General features: G+C 67.0%; 6 protein-coding genes and 1 pseudogene. All 7 read left to right on the plus strand.

Annotation, left to right across the window (positions count from 1 at the left end; genetic code table 11):
- The first annotated feature begins 4 nt into the window (after positions 1-4).
- Positions 5-1,681 (plus strand): GspE/PulE family protein, encoded by a 1,677-nt coding sequence (locus PMI38_RS03480; RefSeq protein WP_081502500.1) that lies wholly within the window; start codon positions 5-7, stop codon positions 1,679-1,681.
- Complete coding sequence (locus tag PMI38_RS03485; protein ID WP_008090709.1) at positions 1,662-2,444, plus strand: hypothetical protein; 783 nt, start codon at positions 1,662-1,664, stop codon at positions 2,442-2,444. Before PMI38_RS03480 ends, PMI38_RS03485 begins: the two co-directional genes overlap by 20 nt.
- Before the next feature lies 1 nt (position 2,445).
- Positions 2,446-2,988 (plus strand): PilN domain-containing protein, encoded by a 543-nt coding sequence (locus PMI38_RS03490; protein ID WP_008090712.1) that lies wholly within the window; start codon positions 2,446-2,448, stop codon positions 2,986-2,988.
- Complete coding sequence (gene pilO, locus PMI38_RS03495) at positions 2,975-3,538, plus strand: type 4a pilus biogenesis protein PilO (RefSeq protein WP_008090713.1); 564 nt, start codon at positions 2,975-2,977, stop codon at positions 3,536-3,538. The genes PMI38_RS03490 and pilO overlap by 14 nt, the downstream gene beginning before the upstream one ends.
- Positions 3,538-4,038: a hypothetical protein gene (locus PMI38_RS03500; protein ID WP_008090714.1), complete on the plus strand. Its 501-nt coding sequence runs from the start codon at positions 3,538-3,540 to the stop codon at positions 4,036-4,038. Before pilO ends, PMI38_RS03500 begins: the two co-directional genes overlap by 1 nt.
- Positions 4,035-5,909 (plus strand): secretin N-terminal domain-containing protein, encoded by a 1,875-nt coding sequence (locus PMI38_RS03505; protein ID WP_008090720.1) that lies wholly within the window; start codon positions 4,035-4,037, stop codon positions 5,907-5,909. Before PMI38_RS03500 ends, PMI38_RS03505 begins: the two co-directional genes overlap by 4 nt.
- Positions 5,906-6,127, plus strand: a pseudogene (locus tag PMI38_RS03510) (prepilin-type N-terminal cleavage/methylation domain-containing protein); the annotation flags it as partial. The gene PMI38_RS03505 and the pseudogene PMI38_RS03510, both read left to right, overlap by 4 nt.
- Between the last annotated feature and the right edge of the window lie 8 nt (positions 6,128-6,135).

Consider the following 6,135-nt stretch of genomic DNA (forward strand, 5'->3'; position numbering starts at 1 on the left):
GGCGATGAGGCCGGTACAGCCAGCGCCTCACTCAGCCTACCCCCGCGACCTGCTCGCCCAGGCCCGCCTGCAAGCCAGCGACGAGCGCCTGCTCAATTGCCTTGAGCGCCTGTCCGCCGACACCCCCGACACCTTCCTGCGCCGCCTTGGCCTCACCCTGCATTACCCGGTCCTCGACAGCCAGACTTTGCTGGCCAGCACCCCGCGCTTCGACAAGGTCAGCCTGGCCCTGTGCCTGAAGCGCGAATTCGTGCTGATAGAGCAGGGCGGTGAAGTGCTGGGTGTGTTCGCCGACCCCTTCGACCCCGCCCGCCTGGCCTGGATCGATGACACCCTGCAAGGCGCGCCGCTGTACCTGGCCCACGCCGCTGACCTGGCGACCCTGCTGGCCCGCCACGAAGAAAGCTTCCACGCAGTCGATGCCCTGGACCACGATACCGAGGCCAGCAGCGACACCGATGCCCTGCAACGGCTGTCGCTGACCAGCATCAGCGAAGACCAGAGCAAGGTGGTCAAGCTGGTCAACTCGACCCTCTACGACGCCCTCAAGCAACACGCCAGCGATATCCACCTGGGCATGACCGGCCAGGGCCTGACCATCAAGTACCGCATCGACGGCGTGCTCAACGGTGCCGGCAAGGCCAGCGGCAGTGCCTTCGCCGACCAGGTGATCTCGCGCATCAAGGTCATGGCCGAACTGGACATCGGTGAGAAGCGCGTGCCCCAGGACGGCCGTTTCAAGATCGCCATCGGCGAGCGCCAGATCGACTTTCGCGTGTCGATCATGCCGAGCATCTTCGGCGAGGATGCGGTGCTGCGGGTGCTCGACAAACAAGACCTGTCCGACCGCGTCAGCGGTGTCCAGCTGCAGGCCCTGGGGTTCGCCGATGAAACCCTGCGCGCCCTGCGCCGCCTGGCGGCCGAGCCCTACGGCATGATCCTGGTCACCGGCCCCACCGGCAGCGGCAAGACCACCACCCTGTACGCCATGATCAGCGAGATCAACCACGGCGTGGACAAGATCATCACCATCGAAGACCCGGTCGAGTACCAGTTGCCCGGTGTGCTGCAGATCCCGGTCAACGAGAAGAAAGGCCTGACCTTCGCCCGCGGCCTGCGCTCGATCCTGCGCCATGACCCGGACAAGATCCTGGTCGGTGAGATCCGCGACCCGGACACCGCGCAGATCGCCGTGCAGTCGGCGCTCACCGGCCACCTGGTGTTCACCACCATCCACGCCAACAACGTGTTCGACGTGATCGGGCGCTTCAGCCAGATGCAGGTCGACCCCTACAGCTTCGTTTCCGCGCTCAACGCCGTGCTGGCCCAGCGCCTGATTCGCCTGGCCTGCTCGCACTGCTGCACGCCTTGCGAGGTAGACGACGAGACCCTGGCCGCCTCGGGCCTGACCCGCGAAGCGGTGACCGGCTGGCAGTTCGTCCGCGCCCAGGGCTGCGGCCAGTGCCGGGGCAGCGGATACCGCGGGCGCAGCGCCATTGCCGAACTGCTGCACCTGGACGACGACCTGCGGCAGATGATCGTCGAACGCCGCCCGCTGGCGCAGATCAAGACGCTGGCTTGCCAGCGCGGCCTGCGCCTGCTGCGTGCCTCTGCCCTGGACCTGGTCCGCGAGGGCCGCACCACCCTTGAGGAGATCAACCGTGTCACATTTATCGCCTGATCGCTTTTGCGCCGTGCTCGGCGCCGAGGGTGTCGGCCTGGGTCGCTGGCACGCCAATCAACATCAATGGCTGGGTAGCCGCGCCTTCACCTGCGATGCTGCGCAACCGGCCTGGGAACCTGCCCTGCAAGCGCTTGCCGCGCTGCTGGCCGAACACGCCGTACGGGGCGCACAATTGAAGGTGCTGCTGTCGGCCCGCTTCAGCCGCTTCTGCCTGGTGCCGTGGAGCGACGCCATTGGCACCTCGGGCGAGCTGGATGCCTACGCCAGGGCCTGCTTCGAGAACCTCTACGGCCAGTCGCTGGATGACTGGCGCATCGTCCTGTCGCCAGAGCCGGCCGGTGCCGCGCGCATCGCCACGGCGCTGCCCAGGGCGCTGCTGCAAGGGCTGCAGGCGCTGGTCGACGAAAGCCGCCTGAAGCTGCGCTCGGTGCAGCCCTACCTGATGGCCGCCTACAACCGCTGCTCGGCGCAGCTGGGCCAGGGCGACTTCCTCTTCGTCCTGGCCGAACCGCGGCGCAGCGTGCTGCTGATGGCGGCCGGCGGGGCCTGGCAGCAAGTGCTGGCGCAAGGTTGCGCCGACAGCGACCAGGCGCTGCAGGCCCTGATCGACCGCACCTGCGAGCTGTACGGCGAGCAGCTGCCACGGGTCTACCTGCATGCCCCGGGCCGGGGCGACGTGTCGCAACTGGCGGCGGTGCAGCTGTGCCAACCGGCCAGCGACAGCGACCCGCTGTGCGCCATGTGGCGAGCGGTGGCTTGAGATGCGCCGCCTCGATCTGGAATTCCAACCCCGGCGCAGCAGCCCGCTGGCCTGGTCGCTGCTGGCCCTGGGCGCTGCCGTGGTCGCCGCGCTGGTACTGCTGCAGCAGCACCTGCAGGCCGAACAGGTCGAGCTGGAGGCCCGTGTGCACGGCCTGGAGCTGCAACTGGGCCGCCGCCCAGCCACCGCCGCGCCGCAGAACACCGCCGCCAGCCGCGAGCAGGCCGAACGCCTGGCGCAGATGCGCAGTGTCTCGCAGCAACTGCAACGGCCCTGGCAGCAACTGTTCGCCATGCTCGAAGCGCAACCGCAGGAAGATGTGGCATTGCTCACCCTGACCCCGGACGCCCGCAAGGGCCAGGTCCGCATCACCGCCGAGGCGCGCAACCTGGAGGCGATGCTGCAGTACCACCAGCGCCTTGAGCGCAGCGCCGAGCTCAGCGATGTGTCGCTGCTCAACCACGAGGTGGTGATGGGCCAGCCCGAGCAGCCGGTGCGCTTCAACCTCACCGCCACCTGGGAGACCGGTCATGCGCGTCCCTGAATCGATAAACCGCCTGATCCTCGAAGAGCACCTGCGCCGTGCCGGCCCGGTGGCCCTGGCGGCGGTTGCCGTCACCGCGCTGGCGCTGGGCGTGGCGCTGGCCGGCGTGCTGCCGCAGTGGCAGGCGCTGCGAGAACTGCAAGCCAGCGAAGCGGATGCCAGCGCCCAGGTTGAACGGGTCAAGCGCGGCGAGTTGAAGATTGCCGTCAAGCCCGAACAGCAGGCGCTGGACAGCCTGCGCCAACAGCTGCCGGGCCAGCCCGAGGCGAGCGAGTTGATCGAGCGCCTGTATCACCTGGCCAGCGCCGAGCACATCAGCCTGGCGCGGGGGGAATACGCCCTCGGTGTCGATCCCAAGACCCAATTGGCGCGTTACCAGATCGTGCTGCCAGTGCGCGGCAGCTACCCGCAGCTTCGCGGCTTCCTCAAAGGGCTGATCGGCCAGTTGCCGACCCTGGTGCTGGAAGACCTGGAGCTGCAGCGCAAACGCATTGGCGACAGCGAACTCAATGGTCGCCTGCGCATGACCCTTTACCTGTCGAGGTCGTGATGAACACTCAGCGTGCGGTGATGTGGGCAGGGTTTCTGGGGGTCTCGGCGATCCTGGCGTGGGCGCCTGGGCACTGGTTCGACCAGGATGACAGCGTTGCGCCCATCGCGGCTAAAGCCGCTCCTACAAGCGCCGCCGAACCTGTAGGAGCGGCTTTAGCCGCGAAAGGGCCAGAACAGGCCTCAAGAGACCTGTTCCCCCGCCAGCAATGGACCAAGCCCAAGGCCCTGGCCACCGTCACCGAACAACCCGTGGTCGCCGCCCCCGTCGTGGTCGCGGCCGCCACCGCGCCAGCACTGCCATTCCAGTTCGTCGGCCGCATCGGCGACCGCGAGGACCTGCAGATCTTCCTGCAGAGCGGCGAAAAGCTCTACGTCGTGCGCCAAGGCGACGTGATCGACGAAACCTACCGCCTCGATCGGGTCTCGGCCAACGAGCTGGACCTTGTCTACCTGCCCTTGCACCAGTCGCAGACTCTGTCTGTCGGGAGCGCACCATGAAGGTATCGAAGTTGTGCAAGCCTGCTCCGTTCATGCTCCTGGCGCTGTGCGTGGCCATTGCCGGCTGCGGATCGAGCGCGGTGCGCGAAGACAGCCAGGAGCTGATGAAGGAGGGCCAGTACGAGGCCGGCATCGCCCGCCTGGAAGACGCCCTGCGTGACGACCCGCGTGACACCGAACTGAACATCGCCCTGGCCCACAGCCGCCAGGAAGCGGTCGAGGCGCTGATCACCCAGGCCGACAGCGACCGCATCCGCCACGATTACGCCGGCGCGCGCATCGGCTATGGCCGGGTGCTGACCATCGAATCCAACAACCGCCGTGCCATGGAAGGCATCCGCCAGCTGGAGCTGATGCGCACCCTCGACGACCGCGTCGCCCTTGGCCAGGCCGCCTTGCGCCAGGGTGATCTGTTCGGTGCCGAGCGCTACATGCGCGAAGTGCTGCGCCTGGACCCGCAGAACCAGAAAGGCATCATGCTGCGCAGCGACATCGAGAACGTCCAGGCCCGCACCGCGCAGCCGTTCCCGCAACTGCGCAGCAAGCTGGAACGCCCGGTGACCCTGGAGTTTCGCGACGCCGCGCTGAAGACCATCTTCGAGGTGCTGTCCCAGGTGGCCGGCATCAACTTCATCTTCGACAAGGACCTGCGCCCGGACATGAAGGCCACCATCTTCGTGCGCGACGTACGCATCGAAGATGCCGTGGCGCTGCTGCTGGAGCAGAACCAGCTGCACCAGAAGATCGTCAACGACAACACCCTGCTGATCTACCCCGATTCGCCGCAGAAGACCAAGGACTACCAGGAACTGGTCATGCGCACCTTCTACCTGACCAGCATCGATGCCAACACCGCCTTGAACATGGTCAAGACCATGCTCAAGACCCGCGACGTGTTCGTCGACGAACGCCTGAACACCATGACCATGCGCGACACCCCCGACGCTGTGCGCATGGCCGAGAAGCTGCTGCAGTCCCAGGACCAGTCCAACCCCGAGGTGGTGCTGGAGGTGGAAGTGATGGAGGTGGCCCGCTCGCGCATCCTCGACCTCGGCCTGCAATGGCCCAACACCTTCGGCGTGCTGACCGATGACGGCAACCCGGTCAGCGTGCTCGACCAGTTGCGTGGCATCAACTCCAGCCGCATCAGCATCTCGCCGGCGCCGCAGGCCAAGATCAACGCCTCGGACAAGGACATCAACACCCTGGCAAGCCCGGTGATCCGCGTCAGCAACCGCGAGCAGGCACGCATCCACATTGGCCAGCGCGTGCCGATCATCAGCGCCACTTCGGTGCCCTCGACCCAGGGCCCGGTGATTACCGAGAGCGTCACTTACCTGGACGTGGGTCTGAAGCTCGAAGTGCAACCCACCGTGCACCTGAACAACGAGGTGGCGATCAAGGTGGCGCTGGAAGTCAGCAACGCCACCCCCCTGGAACCCACTCGCCAGGGCACCATTCCGGTTCAGGTCGACACCCGCAACGCCCAGACCAGCCTGCGCCTGCACGACGGCGAAACCCAGGTACTGGCAGGCCTGGTGCGCAACGACAAGACTTCCAGCGGCAACAAGATCCCGGGCCTTGGCGATATTCCCGGCCTGGGCCGGCTGTTCGGCAGCAACCGCGACGACATGAGCAAGTCCGAGCTGGTGCTGGCGATCACCCCGCGCATCGTGCGCAACCTGCCGTACCAAAGCCCGTCGGACATGGAGTTCGGCACCGGCACCGAATCGGCCATGCAAGTACGCCAGATGGCCCGGCCGTTGCCTGCCGGCGCGGTGCCCGCCGACTCGCCTGAAGACGAACAAAGCGCCCCGGCGGCCGACGCGCAGATGGCCGTTGTGCCGGCAACCCCGAGCCCACGGCCATGAAACGCCGCGCCCAGGGCTTCAGCCTGATCGAAGTGGTGCTGACCCTGGCACTGCTCGGGCTGCTCGCCAGCATGGCCGCGCCACTGACCGAGACCGTGGTGCGCCGTGGCAAGGAGCAGCAGTTGCGCGAAGCGCTGTACCAGATCCGCGACGGCATCGATGCCTACAAGCGCGCCTTCGACGCCGGGTTCATCGAGAAACGCCTGGATGCCAGCGGCTAACCGCC

It is taken from the genome of Pseudomonas sp. GM84, assembly GCF_000282535.1.
Lineage (GTDB): Bacteria > Pseudomonadota > Gammaproteobacteria > Pseudomonadales > Pseudomonadaceae > Aquipseudomonas.

Bases quoted from the DNA above. Each gene is read 5' to 3' on its own strand.
- PMI38_RS03480 (WP_081502500.1), top strand. From the start codon at position 5: ATGAGGCCGGTACAGCCAGCGCCTCACTCAGCCTACCCCCGCGACCTG.
- PMI38_RS03490 (WP_008090712.1), top strand. From the start codon at position 2,446: ATGCGCCGCCTCGATCTGGAATTCCAACCCCGGCGCAGCAGCCCGCTG.
- pilO (WP_008090713.1), top strand. From the start codon at position 2,975: ATGCGCGTCCCTGAATCGATAAACCGCCTGATCCTCGAAGAGCACCTG.
- PMI38_RS03500 (WP_008090714.1), top strand. From the start codon at position 3,538: ATGAACACTCAGCGTGCGGTGATGTGGGCAGGGTTTCTGGGGGTCTCG.
- PMI38_RS03505 (WP_008090720.1), top strand. From the start codon at position 4,035: ATGAAGGTATCGAAGTTGTGCAAGCCTGCTCCGTTCATGCTCCTGGCG.